General features: G+C 65.6%; 16 protein-coding genes. 11 read left to right on the top strand and 5 right to left on the bottom strand.

The annotated features are described in order from the left end of the window. Nucleotides 1-9: 9 nt before the first annotated feature. From CHB97_RS16960 to CHB97_RS16940, 5 genes are all read left to right on the top strand, one after another. Nucleotides 10-1,425, top strand: coding sequence for an aldehyde dehydrogenase family protein (locus tag CHB97_RS16960; RefSeq protein ID WP_160105955.1), 1,416 nt, complete (start codon nucleotides 10-12; stop codon nucleotides 1,423-1,425). A 12-nt stretch (nucleotides 1,426-1,437) separates the two neighbouring features. Next, nucleotides 1,438-2,745, top strand: a complete 1,308-nt coding sequence (locus tag CHB97_RS16955) for an MFS transporter (protein WP_089289172.1) — start codon at nucleotides 1,438-1,440, stop codon at nucleotides 2,743-2,745. Between the two features lie 113 nt (nucleotides 2,746-2,858). After that, nucleotides 2,859-3,146 (top strand): iron uptake protein, encoded by a 288-nt coding sequence (locus CHB97_RS16950; RefSeq protein ID WP_089289171.1) that lies wholly within the window; start codon nucleotides 2,859-2,861, stop codon nucleotides 3,144-3,146. Between the two features lie 25 nt (nucleotides 3,147-3,171). Then, nucleotides 3,172-4,851 carry a PepSY domain-containing protein gene (locus CHB97_RS16945; RefSeq protein WP_089289170.1) on the top strand — a complete coding sequence of 560 codons (1,680 nt, stop codon included), beginning with the start codon at nucleotides 3,172-3,174 and terminating at the stop codon, nucleotides 4,849-4,851. Beyond that, entirely contained in the window at nucleotides 4,844-5,155 is a 312-nt protein-coding gene (locus CHB97_RS16940) for a DUF3325 domain-containing protein (RefSeq protein WP_089289169.1), read from the top strand. The genes CHB97_RS16945 and CHB97_RS16940 overlap by 8 nt, the downstream gene beginning before the upstream one ends. A gap of 199 nt (nucleotides 5,156-5,354) precedes the next feature. On the opposite strand, the gene CHB97_RS16935 is transcribed toward CHB97_RS16940, so the two are convergent. The 3 genes from CHB97_RS16935 to CHB97_RS16925 form a co-directional block, all read right to left on the bottom strand. Beyond that, on the bottom strand, nucleotides 5,355-5,666 hold the full coding sequence (locus CHB97_RS16935; RefSeq protein ID WP_371333089.1) for an ArsR/SmtB family transcription factor: 312 nt from the start codon (nucleotides 5,664-5,666) through the stop codon (nucleotides 5,355-5,357). A gap of 250 nt (nucleotides 5,667-5,916) precedes the next feature. Further along, a complete protein-coding gene (locus tag CHB97_RS16930; protein ID WP_089289168.1) occupies nucleotides 5,917-9,126 on the bottom strand; it encodes an efflux RND transporter permease subunit in 3,210 nt (1,069 codons plus the stop codon). After that, nucleotides 9,123-10,118: an efflux RND transporter periplasmic adaptor subunit gene (locus tag CHB97_RS16925; protein WP_089289167.1), complete on the bottom strand. Its 996-nt coding sequence runs from the start codon at nucleotides 10,116-10,118 to the stop codon at nucleotides 9,123-9,125. The genes CHB97_RS16930 and CHB97_RS16925 overlap by 4 nt, the downstream gene beginning before the upstream one ends. Nucleotides 10,119-10,321: 203 nt before the next feature. Between CHB97_RS16925 and CHB97_RS16920 the strand changes: the two genes are divergently transcribed. The 3 genes from CHB97_RS16920 (at nucleotide 10,322) to CHB97_RS16910 (ending at nucleotide 13,918) form a co-directional block, all read left to right on the top strand. Beyond that, on the top strand, nucleotides 10,322-10,528 hold the full coding sequence (locus CHB97_RS16920) for a DUF2892 domain-containing protein (RefSeq protein ID WP_371333088.1): 207 nt from the start codon (nucleotides 10,322-10,324) through the stop codon (nucleotides 10,526-10,528). A 133-nt stretch (nucleotides 10,529-10,661) separates the two neighbouring features. Next, nucleotides 10,662-12,239, top strand: a complete 1,578-nt coding sequence (gene cydD, locus CHB97_RS16915) for a thiol reductant ABC exporter subunit CydD (protein ID WP_089289193.1) — start codon at nucleotides 10,662-10,664, stop codon at nucleotides 12,237-12,239. After that, a complete protein-coding gene (locus CHB97_RS16910; protein ID WP_089289165.1) occupies nucleotides 12,236-13,918 on the top strand; it encodes an amino acid ABC transporter ATP-binding/permease protein in 1,683 nt (560 codons plus the stop codon). Before cydD ends, CHB97_RS16910 begins: the two co-directional genes overlap by 4 nt. Before the next feature lie 9 nt (nucleotides 13,919-13,927). On the opposite strand, the gene CHB97_RS16905 is transcribed toward CHB97_RS16910, so the two are convergent. After that, nucleotides 13,928-14,593, bottom strand: coding sequence for a TetR/AcrR family transcriptional regulator (locus tag CHB97_RS16905; protein ID WP_089289164.1), 666 nt, complete (start codon nucleotides 14,591-14,593; stop codon nucleotides 13,928-13,930). 54 nt (nucleotides 14,594-14,647) lie between these two features. Beyond that, nucleotides 14,648-14,812, bottom strand: coding sequence for a hypothetical protein (locus CHB97_RS26445; RefSeq protein WP_160105953.1), 165 nt, complete (start codon nucleotides 14,810-14,812; stop codon nucleotides 14,648-14,650). A gap of 56 nt (nucleotides 14,813-14,868) precedes the next feature. Between CHB97_RS26445 and CHB97_RS16900 the strand changes: the two genes are divergently transcribed. The 3 genes from CHB97_RS16900 to CHB97_RS16890 all read left to right on the top strand — a co-directional run bounded on the left by CHB97_RS16900 (nucleotide 14,869) and on the right by CHB97_RS16890 (nucleotide 22,675). After that, on the top strand, nucleotides 14,869-15,957 hold the full coding sequence (locus CHB97_RS16900; RefSeq protein ID WP_089289163.1) for an efflux RND transporter periplasmic adaptor subunit: 1,089 nt from the start codon (nucleotides 14,869-14,871) through the stop codon (nucleotides 15,955-15,957). Continuing rightward, nucleotides 15,954-19,058, top strand: a complete 3,105-nt coding sequence (locus tag CHB97_RS16895; protein ID WP_089289162.1) for an efflux RND transporter permease subunit — start codon at nucleotides 15,954-15,956, stop codon at nucleotides 19,056-19,058. Before CHB97_RS16900 ends, CHB97_RS16895 begins: the two co-directional genes overlap by 4 nt. Before the next feature lie 740 nt (nucleotides 19,059-19,798). Next, a complete protein-coding gene (locus CHB97_RS16890; protein WP_160105951.1) occupies nucleotides 19,799-22,675 on the top strand; it encodes a TonB-dependent receptor domain-containing protein in 2,877 nt (958 codons plus the stop codon). The last annotated feature ends 13 nt before the right edge of the window (nucleotides 22,676-22,688 follow it).

The following is a 22,688-nucleotide window of genomic DNA, read 5'->3' as shown; positions in this document are numbered from 1 at the left end:
AATTCTGCCGTGCCGCCTCTGCCCCCTCCGGACACAACCGATACCCTGGACGCCGCCTTTGCCCGGCTGCACGCGGCAGCCCAGGCCGATCCGTTTCCCGATATCGCCACCCGGCGGGGGTGGCTGACCGCCTTGGCGGACGGGCTGGCGAAGCGGCAGGACGAGATTGTTGCCGCCATCGATGCGGATTTCGGCGGACGCTTGGCGCATGAAACCCTGTTTGCGGAAATCTTCGTCACCATCGCCGCCCTGCGCCATGCCAAGAAACACCTGAAAGGCTGGATGAAACGGCGGCGACGGTCGGTGCCGCTGACCCTGCAGCCGGGCAGCGCCTGGATAGAACCGCAGCCACTGGGCGTGGTGGGGGTGATCGCCCCCTGGAACTATCCGCTGCAACTGGCGCTCTGCCCCCTGGCCAGCATTCTGGCGGCCGGCAACCGGGTGCTGCTGAAACCATCAGAACTGACGCCGCGCACCACCGCCCTGATCGCCGACCTGTTGACCCAGGCCCTGCCCGGCACGGTCGCCGCCTGTGTCTCCGGCGGGCCGGAACTGGGAATGCACTTTGCCGGGTTGCCGCTGGACCATCTGCTGTTCACCGGCTCCACCCGTGTCGGGCGGATGGTGATGCAGGCAGCCGCCGCCAACCTGACGCCGGTGACGCTAGAACTGGGCGGCAAGTCACCGGCCCTCCTGCTGCCAGATGCGGATATCGCGGCGGCGGCCGCCGATATCGCCTATGGCAAGCTGACCAATGCCGGGCAGACCTGTGTGGCGCCGGATTATGTGCTGCTGCCCCGCCCGGCACTGGAACCGTTCCTGACAGCGATCCAGCACAGTGCTGCCGGCTATTTCCCCGCCCGCAATGGCGTGGCGGAGATGAGTGTGATTTTCGGCGCGCGCGGCCGGGAGCGGGCCCAGACCCTGCTGGCGGAAGCTAAGAGCCGGGGCCTGCGGGTGGAGCCGCTGTGCGCCCCGCCCCCCGGCGCCGACCTGGTGCCATCGGCCATCATTGACCCACCGGCGGATATCGCCCTGATGCGGGAGGAGCTGTTTGCCCCGCTGCTGCCCATCATTCCCTATGATGATCTGGAAGCGGCCCTGGCCCAGATCAATGGGCGGGACCGGCCCTTGGCGCTCTATCTGTTCGGGCGCGATGGCGCGGTGATCGACCGGGTGCTGTCGCGCACCCATGCCGGGGGTGTCAGCATCAATGACACGCTGATCCATGTGGCGGTGGATGATTTGCCCTTTGGCGGCGTCGGCCCCAGCGGCATGGGCCGCTATCACGGGCGGGACGGGTTCGACAATTTCAGCCATCTGAAACCGGTCTTCCGGCGGGGCGGCCCCCGCACCGACCGGCTGATCCGCCCGCCCCTGAACGGGCTGCACCGGAAACTGCTGCGCCTGCTGATCGGCCGCTGAAGGATAGCCCCAATGGCCCAGGTTACCCATGCCCGTGCCGCCGCCTATGGCGCCGGTTCCATTGCGGCTGCCAGTTTCGTGGTCACACCGCAATTGCTGCTGCTGTTTTTCCTGACCGAGACGCTGGCGGTACCGCCGGCCTGGGCGGGGCTGGCGGTGCTATTGCCCAAGGCGTGGGAATTCATCTTCGATCCCACGGTCGGCCTGCTGTCCGACCGGGCACGTATGAAAAGCGGGCGGCGCTGGCCCTGGCTGCTGGCGGGGGCCTGCCTGTTTCCGCCCAGCTTTGCCCTGCTGTTCGCCCCGCCCTTGCTGGATGATTGGCGGCTGACCCTGGCCTGGGTGACGGTCAGCTTCCTGCTCTGCACCAGCGCCTATTCCGTCTTCGCCATCCCCTTCGTCACCATGCCGGGGGAGGTGTCGGACGATCCGGCCACCCGCACCCGCGTGGTGGCGTGGCGCATGGCCTTTGTCGGCGTTGGCGTGCTGACGGCGGGCGGGCTGGCCCCGCTGCTGGTGGAAACCAGCGGGGGTGGACGGCAGGGCTTCGCCCATATGGGGCTGGCCATCGCCCTGCTGGGCGGGCTGGTGATGCTGACGGCGGGGCTGGCCGCCCGTGGCTTCCGGCAGGTGAAACCGGCACCAGCGCCGCGGGCACAGCACCCGCTGCGCCATCTGCTGGGCAACCGGGTCTATCGCTGGCTGTGGATTTCCTATGTGGTGCAGATGGTTTCCATCGCCGTCAGCGCCGCCCTGCTGCCCTATGCCGTGCAGCATGTGATGAAGGCCCCCAGCAGCATGGTGTCGGTGCTGTTCGTCGCCATGACGGCTGGCAGCATCCTGACCATGCCGGTCTGGGTGAAGATCAGGGGCCGGCTTGGCGCGATGCGGGCCTATCTGCTGGCCTCCATCGTCTGTGCCGCCGGTTCTGCCGCCCTGTTCAGCGTCGTCACCGGCAATGGGATGTTGGCGTGTCTGGCGGCGCTGGCCTTCGGCATCGGACAGGCCGGGCAGCAATTGCTGCCGCTGTCGCTGTTACCGTCGGCGACGGAGGCAGAGGACAAGGCCGCCGGCGCCCGCCATGCTGGCCTGTTTGCCGGCATCTGGGTGGCGGGGGAAAAACTGGGCATGGCACTTGGCGGTGCCCTGGCCGCCCTGATGCTGGGCCTTGTCGGCTATGTCGAAGGCGGGGTGGCGCAGGCGGCCGAAGCGGTCACCGCGATTCCCTGGCTGTTCGCCATCATCCCCGGCCTGATCCTGCTGGCCAGCCTGCTGCCCCTGCGCCACCTGCACCGCATCGCGCCCAAACTGGGGGATTGAACCGCAACGAAAAGAAGGAGGGTTGCATCCGCAGTCACAGAATTCTATGAATGCAAATCATTCTTAATTCTGTCTGCCGGGCAGCATCTCACTGCCCCAGGAAGAGGCCCTTCATGCGCATCACCGGCCATCACCCGCTTTGGCGCATCGCTGCCGCCGTCCTGGGCGGCTATGCCTTCACCTGGGGCTTCATCGCCCTGGGTATGGCCGGCGCCTTCGCGCTCGGCATGTCGTTCCACGATGCCGAACATCTGACAGCCATCATCGGCTTCCTGATCTATCTGGTGCTGTTCCTGTGGGCCTTCGCGGCCCGCAGTCTGGCACGGGTCTGGGCCGTGACGGCGGGCGGGGCGTTGGTGATGGCCGGTGCCGCCAGCCTGATCCAGCATCAATTGACCTGACCGACCGGGACGAAGGAAACCACCCATGTTTCAGAGCTTCCGCCTCTCCATGGCCTGGCTGCACACCTGGTTCGGTCTGACGCTGGGCTTCGTGCTGATGGTCGTCTTCTTCTTTGGCGCGCTGTCGGTGTTTGACCGTGAAATCGACCGTTGGGCCGTGCCGCAATCCCGCTTCGAACCCCAGCCCATACCCAGTTTCGACAAGATCCTGCGCCCGGTGTTCGAGCAGATGCAGCCGACGCAGGAGGCCATTGCCGAGATGGCGCCGCGCGTCAACGGCCCAATGCCGGAGACCTATCCGGTCATCGAGCGGATGGGGGCCTATACCACCCACCGTGACCCGGTGCTGAACCTGTTCATCGGCTTCGATGTGCCCAACGCGAAAGACCCGGAAGAAGCCATCTGGGCCTATCGCACCATTGATCCGCGCAACGGTGCCAGCCTGCCAGATGACCGGCTGAAGATCGGCAGCGAGTTCTTCTATCCGCTGCATTACAGCCTGAACCTGCATTGGCGGGATATCGGCACCTGGATCGTCGGCTCGGCCGCCCTGGTGATGCTGGCGGCCTTGGTCAGCGGCGTGGTGATGCATCGCAAGATCTTCCGGGAATTTTTCACATTCCGACCGGGCAAAACCAGCCAGCGCAGCGTGCTGGACCTGCATAACCTGACGGGCGTGGTCGCCCTGCCCTTCCATTTCTTCTTCGCCTTAACCGGGCTGGTGATCTTCGCCGGCATCTATTTCCCCGTCGGCCACACCCAGCTGGACCCGCTGCATGAGATGAGCGAGCGGCTGGAGGCGGCGGAAACCGGCCTGCCCCATGACAGGGCCGGCGTGGCGGCACCCCTTGCCTCGGTGGATGCCATGGTTGCTGACGCACAGCGCCGCTGGCACGAAAAGGGTATGGCGGGCGAGGTCGGCTTTCTGACGCTTCAGCATGTTGGCGATGCCAATGGCTATGTCAGCGTCTATCGCGCCGGCACCGACCGGATTGCCCTGACGGGCGAGGGTATTCACTACAAGGCCGCCACTGGGGAGCTGCTGCGCGAAGACCCAGCCCCCGGTTTTGTCGATAATCTCAACGAGTTCCTGACGGGCCTGCATCTCCAGCATTTCCGTCATTGGCTGCTGCGCTGGCTCTATGTGCTGGGCGGCTTGACGGGTTGTGTCTGTATCGCCACCGGCTTCATCTTCTTTGTCGAAAAGCGCAAGCGCCAGCACGCCAAGCAGGGCATCCAGGGCGCCCGGCTGGTGGATGCGCTGGCTGTCACCACGGTGACGGGCATGGTGCTGGCTGCCCTGGGGATGCTGATCGCCAACAAGCTGCTGCCCGACAGTTTGCCAGCCGGCTGGCCGCCGCGCGGCGATCTGGAACAATATGCCTTCTGGGGAAGCTGGCTGCTGGCCTTCATTCACGCGCTGGCACGCAGCGGGCCGGTGGCGGCAGGCCGGCTTTCCCCCGCCTGGGCGGAACAGTGCCGGGCCATCGCCGTGCTGGCGCCACTGGCCGTGCTGTTGAACTGGATCATCACCGGGGACCATCTGCTGCGCACCCTGTCGGCCCTTTACTGGCCGGTGGCGGGGCTGGACCTCTGCTTGCTGGCCAGCGCCGGCGTGGCGCTGCTGGCGGCAGCCAAGCTGAAGCGCCGGGCCCTGGCGGCCCCCGCCATCGATACTGCCAAGCGGGAGGCCGCCCATGCCTGAGATCATGATGTTGAGCGTGGCCATGCTGGCCAGTATCGCCGGCATGGGCTGGCTGGCCCTGGCGATGGAAGCGCACTGGGGCCAGGTTTTCGGCCCCCACGCCCAGCGCCCGCGCACCATCCGGGGCCTGCGGGTGGGCGGCGGGCTGGCCCTGGCCCTGTCGCTGGGCCTGTGCCTGGGGGCCGATCACCCCAGCATGGCGGCCCTGGTCTGGATCATGACCCTGGCCGCCGGGGCCTTGGCAGTGGCGTTCACCCTGTCATGGCGGCCGGGGTTGTTGCGGGTGTTGCTGCCGGGGATTTGAGGGGGACCATTCGGAGCGGTGGGCACGCCGCTCCGAATGGATGGGGTTCTACGCAACACTGTGCAACGGAATTAAAACGGGTGTTGCGTGGGTCGATGGGTACTTAATCCCTTCAAAAGGCGCATTAATGCCAATTATAGGAACATAGTATCACAGAGAATGATTTTTCCATAATCATATCAGTGACCATCAATTCCCCTCACCCGCACGCAATCTCCGCCGGCGTCGCACAGTAAAGCTCATACAGCGTCTGGATCACCCGGCCGGCTTCTTCGCTGGCCAGGGCGTAATAGATGGTCTGGCCGTCGCGGCGGGCGCGGACGAGGCCGTCTTTGCGCAGCAATGCCAATTGCTGCGAAACCGCCGTTTCGCGCACGCCGATGCGCTGGGCCAGATCGCCGACGGAGCGTTCGCCCTGGATCAACTGACACAGGATCATCAGGCGGGAGCGGTTGCCCAGCGCCTTCAACAGATCGACCGCACGGTCGGCATTGGCTTGCATGTCATGCATATTCATATCCATGCAGATAGAGCGGATTTCGGGGGGCGTCAACGGGGGCACACCTTCCCTGCCTCCCCCGCGGAAGCGGGGGTCCAGGGGCCAAGGGGACCAAGGCGCTGTGCTTGTGGCCCCTGGATCCCCGCTTCCGCGGGGAAGGCACTTTGGTGCGAGAGGTTAATTAAGCGCCAACGGGCTTGCGCCGGGATGACGGAATTGAGGTGACGGGAAAGGGCGACCTGAACGAAAAGCATCAGCCCCCCTACACCACCTTCTCCCCATCGCGCAGCACGATGTAGAGGCACGGGATCACCAGCACGGTCAGCAGCGTGGAAGAGGCCAGACCGAACAGCAGCGACACCGCCAGCCCCTGGAAAATCGGGTCGGTCAGGATGGTGGCGGCACCGATCATCGCGGCCAGGGCCGTCAACAGGATCGGCTTGAACCGCACGGCCCCTGCCTCCAGCAGCACCTCCCGCAAGGTGTGACCCTTGCCGGCCCCGTGGCGGATGAAATCCACCAGCAGGATGGAGTTGCGGACGATGATGCCGGCCAGCGCGATGAAGCCGATCATCGAGGTGGCGGTAAAGGCTGCCCCCAACAACCAATGGCCCAGCATAATGCCGATCAGCGTCAGCGGGATCGGCGTCAGGATCACCAGCGGCAGGCGGAAGCTGCCGAACTGCGCCACCACCAGCACATAAATGGCCAGGATCGCCACGCCAAAGGCCGCCCCCATGTCGCGGAAGGTGACATAGGTGACCTCCCATTCCCCATCCCATAACAGGCTGGGTTTACTTTCATCCGCCGGCTGGCCGGCCAGCCGGATGCTGGGCTTGGGCAGGTTGCCCCAATCATGGGCGTCAATCGCGTCGGCCACCGCCCCCATGCCATAGATCGGTGCCTCGTACCGGCCGGCCAGTTCGGCGGTCACCATATCGGTGAAATAACCGTCGCGGCGGAACAGCACGGGCGAGCCTTCCTCCCGCGTCAGCCGCAGCACCTCGCCTAACTCCACCACCCGGTTGGAACCGGGCAGGGCATTGGCCGGCACCGGGGTGGCGGCCAGCCGTTCGGTCCAGGCGCGGGCGTCCTTGGGCAGGGCGATGCTGATATCGATGGGGTACCGTTCCGCCCCGCGATGGGAATAGCCCATGGGGGTGCTGCCCAGAACGGTCCGGATCGCCGCGTACACGGCGGATTGTTCAACGCCCAGAAACTCCAGCTTGTCCTGATCGATGGACAGGCGCAGGCGCGGCTGGGGCGTGCCGAAACTGTCGTCGATATCGGTGATGAAGGGGATAGTGGCGAACAGCTTGCGCAGCTCCAGCGCCACGGCGCGGCGGGTGGTGGCATCGGGGCCGTAGATTTCCGCCAGCAGGGTGGCCAGCACCGGCGGGCCGGGCGGCACCTCCACCACCTTCAACACCGCCCCTTCCGGCAGCTTCAGGGTCGCCAGCAGCTTGGCACGCAGATCCAGGGCGATGGCGTGGCTGGCCCGATCCCGCGCCCCCTTGGGCAGCAGGTTCACCTGCACATCGCCCAGTTCCGGGCTGGCGCGCAGGAAGCTGTGGCGGACCAGACCGTTGAAATTGAAGGGGGCCGCCGTGCCGGCATAGATCTGGGCTGACCGCACCTCTGGCAGGGTGCCGGCGATTTCCGCCGCCTGGAACAGCAGGCGTTGCGTGTCCTGCAGGCTGGCCCCGCGCGGCAGGTTCAGTTCCACCGACAATTCGGATTTATTGTCGAACGGCAGCAGCTTCACCGTCACGCTTTTCGTGGCGAACAGGCCCAGCGCCACCAGGGTGGCAACCCCGACGACGGCCAGGAAAATCCCGGCAGGACGGCGGGAGGAGAGCAAGGGGGTCGCCACACGGCGATAAAGCCGGCCCAGCGGCCCGCCATCATGGGCGCTTTTATCCCCCGCCGCATCGGCCCCTTTGCCGGAAAATTTCACCATCAGCCAGGGGGCCAGCACCATGGCAGCGAAGAAGCTGAACAACATCGCCGCCGAGGCATTGACCGGGATGGGTGCCATGTATGGCCCCATCATGCCGGAAACAAACAGCATGGGCAGCAAGGCGGCAATCACCGTCAGGGTGGCGACGATGGTAGGGTTGCCCACCTCCGCCACCGCCTGCACGGCGGCGGTCAGCCGGTCGCGGCCATCCTGCATCGCCCAATGGCGGGCGATATTTTCCACCACGACAATGGCATCATCCACCAGAATGCCGATGGCGAAGATCAGCGCGAACAGGCTGACCCGGTTGACGGTGTAGCCCATGATATGGGCGGCAAACAGCGTCATCAGGATGGTGACGGGGATGACCACCAGGGTCACCAGCGCCTCCCGCCGGCCAATGGCCAGCCAAATCAGCGCCACGATGGACAGCGTGGCCAGCCCCAGATGGAACAGCAGCTCATCAGCCTTTTCAGAGGCTGTCTGGCCGTAATCGCGCGTCACCTCCACATTGATGCCATCGGGGATCAGGCGGCCGCGCAGGCTTTCCACCCGTTGCAGAATATTTTCAGAAACGGTGACGGCATTGGCCCCGGCCCGCTTGGCCAGGGCCACGGTGACGGCGGGAACGCGGACGAAGGCGCCCTTTTCATCCCGCACCAGGGTCCAGGTGCTGCGGTCCAGCGGTGCGCTGTCCAGCACCACCTGGGCGACATCGCGCACATAAACGGGGCGGCCATCGCGGCTGCCGATCAGCAGCAGGCCGATATCGGGCACGCCGCCCAGCGTCTGCCCGGCGGCAACGGCCACACTGCGCCCGCCATCCAGCAGCCGCCCGGCCAGGAAGGAACGGTTGGCGCCCTGCACCTTGGCCGTCAATTGCTCCAGCGTGATGCCGTAGAGCGCCAGCTTCTCCGGGTCGGGCTCCACCCGCACCTGTTCGCCGATGCGGCCGGAGAGAAAGCTGGGGCCGATATCCGGCACCTTGATCAGGTCGGTGCGCAGCTTTTCTGCCAGCTTGCCCAGGTCGCGGTCGGTCCAGCGATCCGCCTGATCGGGCTTGGGCGACAGGGTCAGCGTGACGATGGCCACATCATTGATGCCCCGCCCGACAATCAGCGGTTCGGGGATGCCGGTGGGGATTTCATCCAGATGCGCCCGCACCTTGGCATGAACGCGCAGGATGGCATCATCCTCCGGTGTGCCCACCTTGAAGCGGGCGGTCACCATCACCTGATCGTCGGATGTCTGGCTATAGACATGGTCAACGCCATTGATACCCTTGACGATGGCTTCCAGCGGTTTGGTCACCAGTTCCGCCGCATCGGGCGCCTTCAACCCATCGGCGCTGACCAGGATATCCACCATGGGCACGCTGATCTGTGGCTCCTCCTCCCGCGGGATGATAGCCAGCGCGATCAGCCCGGCCACCAGGGAGGCCAGCAGGAACAGAGGTGTGAGCGGGGAACGGAGGGTGGCCCGCGTCAGCAGGCCGGAAAGACCGAGCTTCATGGCTGCACCAGAGTATCGCCGTTGTGCAGACCGGAGAGGATTTCCACCCCGGCCAGACCGCCGGGCAGCGGGCGGGGCTGGCCGCGCTGTACCGGCACCTGCTCCACCGTGCCATCGGGCCGGCGCACCTGCGCGAAATCCAGCCCGAAGCGGCTGGTGAGATAGGAGGCCGGCACCAGCATGACGGGCCGGTCGCCCGCTTCGATCCAGACGCGCACACGCTGGCCGACATAATAATCGCCCAAGCCCTCCACCTTGGCATCGGCCTGCACCCGCCCTTCGGCAATCTGCGGATAGACCAGGGTGATGGCCCCCTCCCCATTGCCGGCACCCTGGGTGACATCCTGCGCATCCAGCCGCACCGGCGCTCCCGGTTTCAGGCTGGCGGCGTGGCGTTCGGGTACCGACAGGCGCAGCACATAATCCCGCTTGGCGATGGTGGCCACCACTTCGCCTGCCAGCACGACGGAGCCTTGGGTGACCGGCACGGTCAGCACCCGGCCGGCGGCGGGGGCCAGCACCTGGCCTTCGCGCATCTGCTGGCCCACCACGGCGCGTTCGGCGGTGCGGGCCTTCAGGTTATTGGTGGCCACATCCAGGGCAGTGTGCAACTCATCCAGCCGCTGCCGGGTGATGAAGCCGTTTTTCGACAAAGCCTCCCCGCGCTGCAGATCCGCCTGGGCCTGGGCCAACTGGGCGCGGGCGGCGGCGATCTGCGCTTCCAGCCCGCTTTGCTGCAATCCCAGCTTCTCATCCCCGATCAGGGCGATCACCTGACCGGCCGTGACCGTATCGCCTTCGCGCACGGTCAGGCCGGTGATGGTGCCGCCGGTGCGCACCCGCGCCGGCACCTTGTCCACCGTCTCCACCGTGGCGAACACGGGTTTTTCATCCGGCAGGGGCTGAAGGGTGACGGTAAAATCACCCCCCGCCGCCAAGGCGCTGGGGGCCAGCCACAGGGCTGTCAGGGCGGGCAGCAGCAGGGTGCGCATGGGAGTTTCCCCGGTGGAGTGGGCTGATTTTAATATTCATATATACGAATATATCTATTTTTTACGCCCGTCAATCACCCCACCCCTGCCGAGGAACCGGGGGATGGGATGCGATATATTCATACCTTCAAATTTTTGAATATTTGATAGGCTGCTGTCATCGGGCGACAGGTGATGCCCCCTTTATGCGGGAGATGAAGGCGATGATGAATGTCGATAAAGCCGTGCTTTCCTTTGCCGGCACCATGGTGCTGATCAGTGCGGCCCTTGCCTGGCTGGTGGGGCCGGTCTGGCTGTTGCTCACGGTTTTCGTTGGTCTGAACATGCTGCAGGCCGGGATCACCGGATTCTGCCCGGCGGCGATGATCTTCCGTCGGCTGGGTCTGCCGCCGGGGGTGGCGTTCCGCTGAGGCAGCCGAAAACCACAGCAGCGCAGAAAATTGCCCCTGTGAACCAACCGGGACGGTTTGTCCGGTTGCCGTAAGCGCGGGGACGCGGCATCTATGGCGTCCCCGCGCCATGGCGCCGTTGCCGCCCGGTATCATGAAAGACCGTTCCAAGCCTGCCGCCGACCGCCAGCTGAAGCTGGGTGCCCTGTGCCAGTCCCTTGCCGACCTGTTCTGGATCGCCCAGGCCTGGATTCTGGCCACCGCAGTGCTGGCCATGGTGAATGGAACCGGCGTGGCTGCGCTGTTGGGGCCGGCGCTGGGCTTTGCCGCCATCGGCATGGCCCGTACCGGGCTGGATGCAGCGGGGCGGCGGCTGGCCTTTCGCTCTGCCCGGCAGACCCTGACAGACTTACGCCGTGACGCGCTGGACCATCTGGGCCGGCGGATGCCGCTGGACCCGACCCTGCCGGCGTCGGGCACGCTGGCCGCCCTGCTGGCCGAACAGGCCGAGGCCGTCACCCCCTATTTGCAACGCTATGTGCCGGTGCGCTGGCGGCTGATGCTGGTCTGCCCGGCGCTGCTGCTGGCGGTGGCGTGGCATTCCTGGGCGGCGGGGTTGATCCTGCTGGTGGCGGCGCCGCTGATCCCGCTGTTCATGGCGCTGATCGGCATCCGGGCCAAAAAGGCCAGCGAGGAACAGTTGATGGCCGTTGGCGGCATGAACGGCCTGCTGATGGACCGGTTGCGCGGCCTGCCCACCATCCGGGCACTGGAGGCGGAAGACGCGGTGGCGGGCCGCATCCAGACGCTGGCCACGAAGGTAAAGCAGCAGACCATGGCGGTGCTGCGCATCGCCTTTCTGTCTTCTGCCGTGCTGGAGCTGTTTTCAGCCTTGGGGGTGGCGCTGGTGGCCGTTTATACCGGGTTCCATCTGCTGGGGCAGCTGGAATGGGGCACCTGGGCCGGGCGGCTGGATCTGGCGCAGGGCCTGTTCATCCTGCTGCTGGCCCCGGCTTTTTTTGAGCCGTGGCGCGATCTGGCCGGCGCTTGGCATGACCGCGCCAGCGGGGAAGCCGCCATCAAGGCGCTGAACGCACTGACGGGGACGGCGGCGGTTGCGGCGGAAAGCCAGAGCGCCCCACCACCGCCGGCCGGCACGGCGCTGCTGCTGAACGGCATCCGCTTTGCCTATCCCGGTGCGGCGGCACCGGTGATTGACGGGTTTGACCTGTCCGTGCGGGCGGGTGAGCGAGTGGCCCTGCTGGGCCCCAGCGGCAGCGGCAAATCCACCCTGCTGGCCCTGGCTGCCGGCCTGTTACAGGCCGAACAGGGCAATGTGCAGCGGCAGGGCCATATCGGCTGGGTCGGCCACCGGCCCTTCCTGCAAAATGCCTCCCTGGCCGCCAATGTCAGCCTGGGCCGGGCCGGCAGCGATGCCGGCGGGCTGATCCGCCGGCTGCTGCCGGGCAAGGAGGCCGCGCGGCGCATCGGCGAAGGCGGGGTTGGGCTGTCCGGCGGGGAGGCGGTGCGGCTGGCGCTGGCCCGCGCCCTGGCCGACCCGGATGCCGCCCTGATCCTGGCCGATGAGCCGACAGCCCATCTGGATGCCGACACCGCCGCCGCCATTGCCGATGTGCTGGTAGAGGCAACGGCGGGGCGCACCTTGCTGGTCGCCACGCATGACCCGGCGCTGGCCGCCCGGATGGACCGGGTTGTGGAGGTTGGGGCATGAAGCGCGATCTGTTGACCATTCTGGCCCTGTTCCAGCGCGCCGCCGGTCGCCCGCTGCTGCTGGGGTTGCTGGTGGCGGGGGTGACGGTGCTGGCCGGTGTCACCTTGCTGGGTCTGTCCGGCTGGTTCATCACCGCCACCGGCATTGCCGGGCTGGCGGCGGGGGCCGCCCTGGGATTCGATGTGTTCAGGCCCGGTGCCGGCGTGCGCGGGCTGGCCATTCTGCGCACCGGTGCGCGCTATGGCGAACGGCTGCTGACCCATGATGCCACCTTGTCGGTAGTGGCGGCCCTGCGCGTGCGGCTGTTCCGGGCGCTGGCGCGGCCAGGGCTGGCGCGGGCGCTGGTGCAGCGGCCGGGGCGGCTGCTGTTCCGGCTGACCGGCGATCTGGATGCGCTGGACGCGCTGTATCTGCGGCTGATGGTGCCGTTGGCCAGCCTGCTGCTGATGGCGCTGGCCGCCGGCACCGGGCTTTATCTGCTGATCGGGTGGAGCGGGGTGGGCTTTGGCCTTTATCTGCTGGTGTTGGGCCTGGCCCTGCTGGGCTTGGGCGTGCGCGGCAGTCTGGCACCGGGCGGGCAGCGGGCGGCTGCCCTGGAATCGCTGCGGCTGCGCGTGCTGGACCTGACGTCCGGGCGGGTGGAATGGCGGCTGGCCGGCCGCGCACAGGCCATGCGCGATCTGGCCCTGGCCGCCGACCGGCGGCTGGCACAGGCGGATGAGCGGCTGAACCGGCTGGATATCACCACCGGCATCATCCAGGGCGTGGCCGGCACCGCGCTGATGGCGGGGGCGCTGTTGCTGGGGGCCACGCTGGTGGCGGGCAATGCCATTACCCCGGCGGTGGCGGCCCTGCTGTTGTTGGTATCGATGGGCTTGATGGAGCCGGTGGCGGCCCTGCGGCGGGGTGCGGTGGAACTGGGGCGCAGCCTGCGCGCGGCCACCCGCGTGGCCGCCGACCTGCGCCCCTTGCCCGCCCCCGCCACCCCGGCACGCCCGGCGGAGGGGGTGGCCCTGCGGCTGGAAGGGGTGCGCTTCCGGCATGAGGGGGCGGGTGCGGCGCTGTTCGACGGGCTGTCACTGACCGTTGAAGCCGGCCAGCATGTCGCCATCCTGGGCGAAAGCGGGGCCGGCAAATCCAGCCTGCTGGCCCTGGTGACGGGCGAACAGCGGGCCGAAGCGGGCAGCATCGGCACCCTGCCCTGGACCCTGCTGGGCCAGGAAACCGCCCTGTTTCAGGACGATCTGCGCGCCAATCTGGCCCTGGCCGACCCCACGGCGGACGATGCAAGGCTGATCCAGGTGCTGGCCGATGCCGGGCTGGCGGATGTGGTGGCGGCCTTGCCGGCGGGGCTGGACAGCCTGCTGGGCGAAGGCGGCAGCGGTCTGTCCTCCGGTCAGCGCCGCCGGCTGGCCCTGGCCCGGTTCCTGTTGCGTGACCGTCCGCTCTGGCTGCTGGACGAACCGACAGACGGGCTGGACCTGCCCACCGCCCGCGATGTGCTGGCAAGGCTGAAGGCACGCGCCGCCGCGCGGTCCCTGCTGGTGGTCACGCATCTGCGGCGGGAAGCGATGCTGGCCGACCGGTTGATCCGGCTGGAGAAAGGGCGGATCAGCCTGGATGTGCGGCGTGAAGAGGCGGGGTTTGAGGAAGCACTGACGGGGTTGCGGGGGGATTGAGCCGAGGGGTCAGCGATCCCCGGCCCCCTTGTCCGCTAACGGGGCCAGCTGAATCATAAGGCAGAACATGTCGATGGCCCGTTCGATATGGGCGGCCAGTTCCGCCGGCTCTGGCTGCGGCCTCACGCCGGTGACGACGCGATAGTAAAGGTCGCCATGCACCAACATGCAGAACGACTTGGCCGTGAACAGCGGGTCAGGCACACGGGCGCTGCCGGCCTGATCCAGGCCGCGAAGATATTCCGCCAGCTTTGCATGAAGCCGGTCCGGCCCGCAGGAAAAGAAAATCTGCGGCAGGCGGGGGAACTTGATCCCCTCCGCCATCACCATGCGCCACAGGGCCTGGGCATCGGGCGTCAGCAGCACGCGCATGAAGGCATGGCCGATAGCCAACAGCACGGCCCGCGCGCCGCGCGCCGACAGGTCAGGGGATGACAGTTCTTCCATGATGTAGGCGCAGCGCTCAACGATCATGGCTTCGAACAGCCCTTCCTTGCTGCCGAACAGCTGATACAATGTGCTGAGCGAGCCGCCGGAGCGGCGCACAATGGCCGCCAGACTGGCCCTTTCATAGCCAACCTCGAAGATGACGGCGGCGGCGGCATCCAGCATCGCCTGTCGCCGGGCCGCCATCTTCGCCGACTGTTCCACCTCCGCCACACCGGTTTCCTTCATCTGTTATACCAATCTCCCTTGATCGTGACCGATCCAGGGAGATTTCAGGTTCCCTCAGTCGCCGGGCGCCGCCTCCGGCAGCTTGGCTTGCGCCGCATGTGCGGCGGGCCGGCAGTCGCCGGCCTCCAATCCGCCAAGGATCAAATCCTTGGCGGATTGGTATTCTGTGACAAGCGTCACTTGAAGAACTGTAATGTACGTTACATTATCTTCTGCCACGCTGTCGCGCGGTTTCTCCTGCCCTTTGCGCCGTACCCCTTCCGAAGGAATTGATCATGGTTTGGCCGCTCACCCGGTCCGCTTTGCTGCTTGTGCCTCTGCTGATCCTGTCGGGATGCGGCGCCAAGGAGGAGGTGAAGGCCCCTGTCCGGGCGGTGCGGGTGGCGGAGGTGGGGCTCAGCAAGGCCGACTCCGTCATGCGCTATACCGGTACCGTGGTGGCGCGCACCGAAACGGTGGCCGCCTTCCGGGTGGGCGGGCGCATCACCCAGCGGCTGGTGGATGTGGGCAACCGGGTGGAGGCGGGGCAGAAGCTGGCCCAGCTGGACCCGGCCGATCTGAAACTGTCCCTGCGCCAGGCCGAAGCGCGGCTGACCCAGGCGGAGGCCAGTGCCACGCAGGCTGCCGCCGATCTGCGCCGCTATACGCCGCTGCTGAAATCCGGCCATGTCTCCCAGGCGCAGTTTGATCAGGTGAAGGCGGCATCGCAGGCGGCCGACGCCCAGCTGGCAGAGGCAAAATCCGGGCTGTCGCTCGCACGCAATGAACTTTCTTATGCCGATCTGACCCTGACCCAAGCTGGCACGGTAACGGCCCTGGATGCCGATGTCGGCCAGGTGGTGGCCACCGGACAGGCGGTGATGCGGGTTGCCACCGATCTGGGCCGCGAAGTGGCCATCGATGTGCCGGAAAGCCAGGTGACGCGGCTGAAGGTGGGCACGCCCGCCAGCCTCTCGCTCTGGGCTGACCGTGAACTGAAGCTGACCGGCACGGTGCGGGAAATCACCCCCACCGCCGATGCCGCCAGCCGCACCTTCCGCGTGCGGGTGGCCCTGCCGGAGGATCAGGCCGACAAGGTGCGGCTGGGCATGACCGCCACCGTGCTGTTCAACCGTGAACAGGCGCAGGAGGTGGTGGTGCTGCCCGCCACCTCCCTGTTCCAGCAGGGGGACAAGCCGGCCGTCTGGGTGATGAATGACAAGAAGGACCGCGTGGTCCTGCGCCCCGTCACCATTGCGCTGTACCGCCCCGACGCCATCGTCGTGGCAGACGGTCTGCGCCCCGGTGAGCTGGTGGTGACGGCCGGTGTCCACCGGCTGGACGCCAACCTGCCCGTCCGCGTCTGGGACGGGGGCCTGCCGTGAGCCGATTCAACCTGTCCGCCTGGGCCATCCGGCATCAGGCCCTGGTGCTGTTCTCCATCATCCTGTCGCTGGTGATGGGTGTTTATGCCTATATCAATCTGGGCCGGGCGGAAGACCCGCAATTCACCATCCGCACCATGGTGGTGACGGCGCAATGGCCCGGCTCCACCGCCAAGGAGATGCAGGAACAGGTCACTGACCGCATCGAACAAGCGCTGCAGCAGCTCCCCAATTTCTACCACACCAAGACCTATGCCCGCCCCGGCGAGACGGTGATCTTCGTCAACCTGATGGATTATACCCGGTCCAATCTGGTGCCGGATATCTGGTATCAGGTGCGCAAGAAGGTGGGCGACATTGCCGACAAGCTGCCGGCCGGGGTGATCGGCCCGCAATTCAATGACGAGTTCGGCGACACGTTCGGCAATGTCTATGCCTTCACCGGTGAAGGTTTCAGCGATACGGAGATGCATCAGGTGTTGCTGGCCGCCCGCCAGCGGCTGCTGCGCATCCCTTCGGTGAGCAAGGTGGACCTGCTGGGCCTGCTGGATGAGCGCATCTATGTGGAGTTCGACAGCGGCCGGCTGGCCCAATATGGCGTGACGGTACAGCAGATCGGCCAGGCCCTGGCCGCCCAGAATGCCGTGAATGCCAGCGGCATTGTGGAGACGGGGCAGGAACGGGTGCGGGTGCGCGTCACCGGTGCCCTATCCACCGAAGATCAGGTCCGCGCCGTCCCCATCCAGGCAAACGGACGGCTGTTGCGGCTGGGCGATATCGCCACGGTGCACCGTGGCCTGCAAGACCCGCCGGAAACGCTGATGCGCCATAATGGGGAGCGGGTGACCGGGCTTGCCGTGTCCATGGCGGCCGGCGGCGATATCCTGAAGCTGGGGGAAGCGCTGGATGCCGAAATGGCCGCCATCCAGACCACCCTGCCGCTGGGCATCGAGATTGAAAAGATCGCCGACCAGCCAACGGTGGTGAAGGACAGCATCAACGAATTCATCAAAGCCCTGGCCGAGGCACTGGGTATCGTGCTGGTCGTCACCTTCATCAGCCTGGGGGTGCGTACCGGCGTGGTCGTGGCCCTGTCGGTGCCGTTGGTGCTGGCGGTCACCTTTGCCGTCATGCTGGCGGCGGGCATCGATCTGCACAAAATCTCCGTCGGTGCGCTGATCATCGCGCTGGGCTTGCTGGTGGATGATGCCATCATCGCGGTGGAAATGATGATGGTGAAGCTGGAACAGGGCTGGGACCGGGCACGCGCCGCCGCCTTTGCCTGGACCAGCACGGCCTTCCCCATGCTGACCGGCACGCTGGTGACGGCGGCGGGTTTCGTGCCCGTGGGCTTTGCCCATTCGGCGGCCGGTGAATATACCGGGGCGATTTTTTGGGTGGTGGCCACCGCCCTGCTGGTTTCCTGGTTCGTGGCGGTGATCTTCACCCCCTATCTGGGCTTCAAGATGCTGCCCACCCCGCATGATGGGCAACAGGGGCACGACCCGGAAAACAGCCATGATGCCGCCTATGACAAGCCGATCTATCGCCGGCTGCGCCGCAGTCTGATCTGGACGGTGAACCATCGCTGGATCGTCATCGCCCTGACGGTGGGGGCCTTCGGCCTCTCCGTCTTCGGGTTCGGCTTTGTGCAGCAGCAATTCTTCCCCAATTCCGCCCGCCTGGAACTGGTGGTGGATGTGGAGCTGCCCGAAGGCACCGCCATTGCCGCCACCACCGCCAAGGTGAAGGAGATGGAAGCCTTCTTCGCCAAGGAAAAGGCCATCACACGGCAGAGCGCCTTCATCGGCAGCGGGTCACCCCGCTTCTACATGCCGTTGAACCAGGAACTGAAGCGGCCGAATTTCGCCCAGTTCATCTTGATGACCACCTCGCTGGAGGACACCACCCGGCTGGCGAAGACATTGCAGCCGGCCCTGGAAAACCAGTTCCCCGAATTCCGCATCCGCGTGGCGCGGCTGGAAAATGGCCCGCCCGTGGGCTATCCGGTGCAGTTCCGCGTGCTGGGGCGCGATGCCGATGTAATCCGCCAGATCGCCGGGGAGGTGCGGGAGATCATGCGCGCCAACCCGCACACCACCGACGTGAATTTCGACTGGAACGAAAAGATCAAGTCGGTGCGGCTGGTGGTGGATCAGGAACGCGCCCGTGCCCTGGGCATCAGCAGCCAGGAACTGGCCCAGGCGATGCAGACGGTGCTGACCGGCTATACCGCCACCCAGTACCGCGAGGGGATTGAACTGATCAATGTGGTGCTGCGCGCCAATGAGGATGAGCGCCGCGCCGTCGACCGGCTGGGGGAAATCCGCCTGCGCGGCGCCAATGGCGTGACCCTGCCGCTGGGCCAGATCGCCCGCATCGAATATGGGCAGGAGGAAGGCATCCTCTGGACCCGGTCGCGCGATCTGGCCATGACGGTGCGGGCCGATATTGTGGGCAATGTCCAGGCACCGACCGTCACCGGGCAGGTGGATCAGGCCATGGCGGAACTGAAATCCCGCCTGCCCACCGGCTATCGCATTGAAATCGGCGGTGCGGTGGAAGAAAGCGCCAAGGGCCAGAAATCCATCATGGCGGTGATGCCGGCCATGGTGATGATCATGCTGGTGGTGCTGATGGTGCAGCTGCAAAGCTTCCAGCGCGTGGTGCTGGTATTCCTGACCGCACCGCTGGGGCTGATCGGGGTCACCATCGCCCTGCTGGCCTTCAACCAGCCCTTCGGCTTTGTGGCGCAGCTGGGCGTGATCGCGCTGGCCGGCATGATCATGCGCAATTCCGTCATCCTGGTCGATCAGATCGAACAGGATATCGCCGCCGGTCACGGGCGTTTCGATGCGGTGGTGGATGCTACGGTACGCCGCGCCCGCCCGATCATGCTGACGGCGGCGGCGGCGGTGCTGGCCATGATCCCGCTGTCGCGCTCCACCTTCTGGGGGCCGATGGCGATTGCCATCATGGGCGGGCTGCTGGTGGCCACGCTGCTGACCATCTACAGCCTGCCGGCCATGTATGCCGCCTGGTTCCGCGTGCGCGCGGATGAAAAGGGGCCGACAGCCCCCGGCGGCTTCGGGGCGGAGTAAGAAACAACGGGCCTTGGGTCACGTTCGACCCAAGGCCCCCCTTCTTTCAAACGTGATACCAATCTCCCTTGATCGTGACCGATCCAGGGAGATTTTGCTTTCCCTCATGCGCCGGGCGGGCGCTTCCGCGCCCTTGGCTTGCGCCGCTACCAAGCGGCGGATTGGTATAATGCCGCTTGCCTGTTCTGATCAGGTCACTCAATCGCAGGCGCGAACCTGACAACGGCTTGGCTTCACGCGGCACGGGCCGCACGGCAGCGACCGACCAGCCTGGGCTATTCACTGCCCAAAATTATTGAATAATCAATATTATAATCCACCTGCCAGTGCGCAAGGCAAGGATTTCTCATGCACGACGGTGAGAAACCGAAGCATGAGGCATGACATTTTCCGTTCAGGAGCCGGGGTTAGGGACCGGTGGATCAGAAGCAATGCTGATGGCGAAATTGCTGGCGGGCAAGATGCCGATCGCATACCATTGAAGTCAGACTCAGAGCAGCATTTCTAAAAAAATACAACAAATACAATATATTGCTCAGCAAGCTTAATCCCGGCCAGCGCTGTCATCCTTCCCGCCAACCAGCTTGCGGACAGCACCGGAAACACCTGATCAATTTTTCTGAACCCCCTTGCCAAGGCACACATCATTGAGTTATCAATAATGTTATTGAATAATCAATGAACGAATGCGCTGCCATGCAAGCTGTATGGCCAGCGCATCGCAGGGAGAGGAAATCCACATGAGGCACTCACCGGCGCACCGGTTGACCGGCGCCAGCATCCTGGCCGTCCTTGCCGCCCTGGCCAATCCCGCCGCAGCACAAGACGCCACGGGTGCGCCACATCAGACACTCGACTCCCTGGAGGAGATCGTCGTCACCGGCACCCGTCTGCCGATGACGGGCTTTGCCGCCCCGACACCGGTGACCGTGATGGGGGAGGTGGAGCTGCAACGCCAGGGTGTGTCCAATGTGGCCGACATGCTGAACACCCTGCCCTCCTTCCGCCCGCAATCGACGCCGGCCACCGTCGGCATCTTCTCCAGCAATGCCGGCGCCAATCTGGCCGATCTGCGGGGCCTGGGCGCACAGCGCACGCTGGTGCTGGTCAATGGCCGCCGCTTTGTCGCCAGCACCATCGCCGGCAGCGGTAATTCGCCGTCGGGTTCCGTTGACCTGAACCTGATCCCGACCGTGCTGATCGAACGCAGCGAAGTGGTCACCGGCGGCGCCTCTGCCGCCTATGGCTCCGACGCGGTGGCCGGTGTGGTCAATGTCATTCTCAACACCAATCTGCAGGGCGTGCGCGGCAGCGTGCAATATGGCCTGTCGCAGGAGGATGATAATCGGGAGATCTATGCCACCCTGGCCGGCGGCACCGATTTTGCCAATGGCCGCGGCCATATTGTGCTGGGCGGTGAATATTCCAACAATAAGGGCATGGGCGACTGTTACAGCCGCGACTGGTGTGCCGAAAGCTACAACACCATTTCCAACCCGACACCGCAGACCAACGGGCTGGCGCGCCAGATTCTGCTGCCCAATTCCCGCACGGCCACGGCTTCCCTGGGCGGGCTGATCACCTCCGGCGTGTTGCGCGGCATCGAGTTCCGGCCCGATGGCAGCTATTTCAATCATGATTACGGCACCTATTACGCCACCGGCCCCGCCTTCTCCAATGGCGGCCTGTTCCAGTCGGGTGGCAGCGCCGATCCGGTCAATGGCTTCTATAATAACTTCCCCCTGATGGCACCGGTGGAGCGCTATTCCGGCCTGTTCCATGCCAAATATCAGGCCACGGACAGTATCGAACTGTTCATGGAGGGTTCTTATGGCCGCACGAACGCGGAAACCATCGGCGCCTCGGCCCGCAATACCGGCAATATCACCATCCAGCGCGACAATGCCTATCTGCCGGCGGCCTTGCGCGCGCAGTTGGTGACGGCCGGCCAGAGCAGCTTCTCCTTCGGCCGCGTCTCCAATGATATCGGCCCGCCCGTGGCAGAGGTCGAGCGGGAGACCTATCGCCTTGTCACCGGGGCCAAGGGCGATCTCAGCGATGACTGGCAATGGGATGCCTATTACCAGTATGGCCGGACCAATTATGAACAGGAAACGCGCAACACCCAGATCACCGACAATTTCGCCCGTGCGGTGGATGCGGTGGATCAGGGCCTGTTCCAGAACGGTGTCGCCAATGGCAATATCGTCTGCCGGTCGACCCTGACCACGCCGACCAACCCGCTGGTGGCCGGGTGCAAGCCGCTGAACCTGTTCGGTGAGAACCGCTTCTCGCCCGAGGCCGTCGCCTATGCCTATGGCACGGCCTGGCAGAAGACACACCTGATCCAGCAGGTCGCCTCGGCCAATATTTCCGGGACCATCGCGGAACTGCCCGCCGGCGCGGTTTCCTTCGCCACGGGGGCCGAATATCGGGTGGAAAGTGTGGCCGGCAGCACCGATCCGGTCTCATCGGCCCTGCGCTTCCTCACCAGCTCGGGCCAGTCCATCAGCGGCCCCGATATCAAGGTGAAGGAAGGCTATGCCGAACTGGGCGTGCCGCTGCTGAAATCGGTGCCGTTTGCTGAAAGCCTGTCGGTCAATGGCGGCGTGCGCCTGACCGATTATTCCACCAGTGGCTCGGTCTGGAGCTGGAAGGCCGGCCTGTCCTGGGAGCCCACGGATTTCCTGCGGCTGCGCGGCACCCGGTCGCGCGATATCCGCGCGCCGAACTTCTTCGAACTCAACGCCCCCGCCAGCACCAGCTTCCAGTTCCTGACCGATCCCAATACCGGTGGCAGCGCGCTCACCTCTGTTGTATTGAGTGGCAATACCAAGCTACAGCCGGAAATCGCCAAGACCTGGACGGTGGGTGCGGTCGTCACCCCGGTGGATGATCTGCAATTCTCCGCCGATTATTTCGACATCAGCCTGGATGGCGCCATCACCACGCTGGGCGGTCAGGTCATCATCAATCGCTGTGCTGCCGGGGCCAGCGATCTCTGTTCCCTGATCACCCGCAATGCGGCCGGTGCCATCACCAGCGTCAACAATGCCAATCTGAACCTGAACACGCTGAAGACGCGCGGGGTGGATATCGAGGCCCGCTACAAGCTGGCCCTGGGGGATGGCGACCTGACCCTGCGCGCGCTCGGCACCTATCTGTTCGACCTGATCACCATCGATGCCACGGGCGCCTCGGTCGACCGGGCCGGGATGAACGGAGCGCCCACCTCCCAGCCCTCCGGCCTGCCGACCTTCACCGGCACGCTCAGCGCCACCTATGCCCTGGGTGATTTCACCGGCACCCTGCAATCGCGCTACATCTCCCGCGGGGTCTATAATGCCACGCTGATCGGTCCGCACCAGTCCGGCTACAGCCCGACGCTGCCCAACAGCATCAGCGACAACCGGGTCGATGATTACTGGCTGTTCAACCTGAATGCCCAGTATGACCTGACCATCAATGACAGGAAGGTGCAGTTGTTCGGCATCGTGAACAACCTGTTCGACCGCGATCCGCCCAATGACCTGCCCTCCAGCTTTGGTGTGACCAACCCGGTCCTCTATGACAGCATCGGCCGCACCTTCAAGGCCGGCTTCCGCTTCTCCTTCTGATCCATCAGGGGAG

The sequence above is a fragment of the Azospirillum sp. RU38E genome (genome assembly GCF_900188385.1).
Lineage (GTDB): Bacteria > Pseudomonadota > Alphaproteobacteria > Azospirillales > Azospirillaceae > Niveispirillum.
The sequence above is the reverse complement of the archived record's forward strand: the minus strand, read 5'-3'. Positions and strand labels throughout refer to the sequence as shown.